This is a genomic window from Tepidibacillus fermentans (assembly GCF_004342885.1).
Lineage (GTDB): Bacteria > Bacillota > Bacilli > Tepidibacillales > Tepidibacillaceae > Tepidibacillus > Tepidibacillus fermentans.
Map to the genome: position 1 here is coordinate 1 of NZ_SMAB01000035.1, position 3,173 is coordinate 3,173.

The window sequence follows — 3,173 nt, forward strand, 5'->3', positions numbered from 1 at the left end:
TTAGGTTAAGCCCTCGATCCATTAGTATCCGTTAGCTCCATACCTTACGGTACTTCCACACCGGACCTATCAACCTCATCATCTTTAAGGGATCTTACTTTCCAGAGATCAGATGTCGGAAACCGGATATCAGATGCATGTATATCAAAGAAGTAATTTGACATACAATTCTCTTCTCCTCAAAGTCAAAGCTTTCACTCAGACTTCTGGCTTCTGAAACCTGACCTCTGGAAATGGGAAATCTCATCTTGAGGGGGGCTTCACGCTTAGATGCTTTCAGCGCTTATCCCGTCCACACTTGGCTATCCAGCCATGCGCCTGGCGGCACAACTGGTACACCAGCGGTGTGTCCATCCCGGTCCTCTCGTACTAAGGACAGCTCCTCTCAAATTTCCTACGCCCGCGACAGATAGGGACCGAACTGTCTCACGACGTTCTGAACCCAGCTCGCGTACCGCTTTAATGGGCGAACAGCCCAACCCTTGGGACCTACTTCAGCCCCAGGATGCGATGAGCCGACATCGAGGTGCCAAACCTCCCCGTCGATGTGGACTCTTGGGGGAGATAAGCCTGTTATCCCCAGGGTAGCTTTTATCCGTTGAGCGATGGCCCTTCCATGCGGAACCACCGGATCACTAAGCCCGACTTTCGTCCCTGCTCGACTTGTAGGTCTCGCAGTCAAGCTCCCTTCTGCCTTTACACTCTGCGAATGATTTCCAACCATTCTGAGGGAACCTTTGGGCGCCTCCGTTACTCTTTAGGAGGCGACCGCCCCAGTCAAACTGCCCACCTGACACGGTCCCTCATCCCGATTAGGGATGTAGGTTAGAATTTCAATACGATCAGGGTGGTATCCCACCGTTGCCTCCACCGAACCTGGCGGCCCGGCTTCTCTGGCTCCCACCTATCCTGTACAGATCGTACCAAAATTCAATATCAGGCTACAGTAAAGCTCCATGGGGTCTTTCCGTCTTGTCGCGGGTAACCTGCATCTTCACAGGTATTACAATTTCACCGGGTCTCTCGTTGAGACAGTGCCCAAGTCGTTACGCCATTCGTGCGGGTCAGAACTTACCTGACAAGGAATTTCGCTACCTTAGGACCGTTATAGTTACGGCCGCCGTTTACTGGGGCTTCGGTTCAAAGCTTCGCTTGCGCTTACCTCTCCCCTTAACCTTCCAGCACCGGGCAGGCGTCAGCCCCTATACGTCACCTTACGGTTTTGCAGAGACCTGTGTTTTTGCTAAACAGTCGCTTGGGCCTTTTCACTGCGGCCTCCTCGGGCTTTCACCCTATCGAGGCACCCCTTCTCCCGAAGTTACGGGGTCATTTTGCCGAGTTCCTTAACGAGAGTTCTCCCGAGCGCCTTAGGATTCTCTCCTCACCCACCTGTGTCGGTTTACGGTACGGGTACCCCATCCCTCGCTAGAGGCTTTTCTTGGCAGCATGAGATCAGTGACTTCGGTACTTCAATTTCCCTCGCCATCACAGCCTAGCCTTGAGTCTACGGATTTGCCTGTATACTCAGCCTCACTGCTTGGACGTGCTCTTCCACTCGCACGCTTCACCTACCCTTCTGCGTCACCCCATTGCTCAAACGGAATGTAGGTAGTACAGGAATTTCAACCTGTTGTCCATCGCCTACGCCTTTCGGCCTCGGCTTAGGTCCCGACTTACCCTGAGCGGACGAACCTTCCTCAGGAACCCTTAGGTTTTCGGCGGAGGGGATTCTCACCCCTCTTTTCGTTACTCATACCGGCATTCTCACTTCCAATCGCTCCAGCACTCCTCCCGGTATACCTTCTACGCAATTGGAACGCTCCCCTACCACTGTGCCGTAGGCACAATCCATAGCTTCGGTGATACGTTTAGCCCCGGTACATTTTCGGCGCAGAGTCACTCGACCAGTGAGCTATTACGCACTCTTTAAATGGTGGCTGCTTCTAAGCCAACATCCTGGTTGTCTATGCAACTCCACATCCTTTCCCACTTAACGTATACTTGGGGACCTTAGCTGATGGTCTGGGCTGTTTCCCTCTTGACGACGGATCTTAGCACTCGCCGTCTGACTCCTGGAGATGAATCCTTGGCATTCGGAGTTTGACTGAGTTCGGTAACCCGATGAGGGCCCCTAGCCCAATCAGTGCTCTACCTCCAAGTTTCTTCCTCCAAGGCTAGCCCTAAAGCTATTTCGGGGAGAACCAGCTATCTCCGTGTTCGATTGGAATTTCACCCCTACCCACACCTCATCCCCTAGTTTTTCAACACTAGTGGGTTCGGGCCTCCAGTGAGTGTTACCTCACCTTCACCCTGGACATGGGTAGATCACACGGTTTCGGGTCTACGACTACGTACTTTCGCCCTATTCAGACTCGCTTTCGCTACGGCTCCAGCTTCCCGCCTTAACCTCGCACGCAATCGTAACTCGCCGGTTCATTCTACAAAAGGCACGCTGTCACACATGAATTGTGCTCCAACTGTTTGTAAGCACACGGTTTCAGGTTCTCTTTCACTCCCCTCCCGGGGTGCTTTTCACCTTTCCCTCACGGTACTGTTTCACTATCGGTTGCTAGGGAGTATTTAGCCTTAGGAGATGGTCCTCCCAGATTCCGACGGGGTTTCTCGTGTCCCGCCGTACTCGGGGTTGGTCTTGGAGGAAGGTCCTTTTTGTTTACGCGGCTCTTACGCTCTATGGCCAGCCTTTCCAGACCTGTTCAACTAAGTTCCTTCTTTCTAACTCCATTTAAGACGCCCCACGACCCCGATACCCGTAGGTATCGGTTTAGGCTGTTCCCCTTTCGCTCGCCGCTACTTAGGGAATCGCACTCGAGTCCCACCAAAGTGACGGAAAGCTTTGTAGCTTATTCCGACTACTTTGGTGGGGCCCAAGATCTTTGCTTTCTCTTCCTCAGGGTACTTAGATGTTTCAGTTCCCCTGGTTGCCTCCTCATCCCTTATGTGTTCAGGGATGGGTACGTCTCCATTACGAGACGTGGGTTCCCCCATTCGGAAATCCCCGGATCGTTGCTTACTTACAGCTCCCCGAGGCATATCGGTGTTCGTTCCGTCCTTCTTCGGCTCCTAGCACCAAGGCATCCACCGTGCGCCCTTTCTATCTTAACCTATCAGACGCTCATTTGATGTGTTTGCTATCTAGTTTTCAAGGTACACTC

At 52.6% G+C, this 3,173-nt stretch carries 1 rRNA gene; it reads right to left on the bottom strand.

The features are described 5' to 3' along the window. Position 1 precedes the first annotated feature (1 nt). Positions 2-3,123 (bottom strand): 23S ribosomal RNA (locus EDD72_RS12365). Positions 3,124-3,173 lie beyond the last annotated feature (50 nt).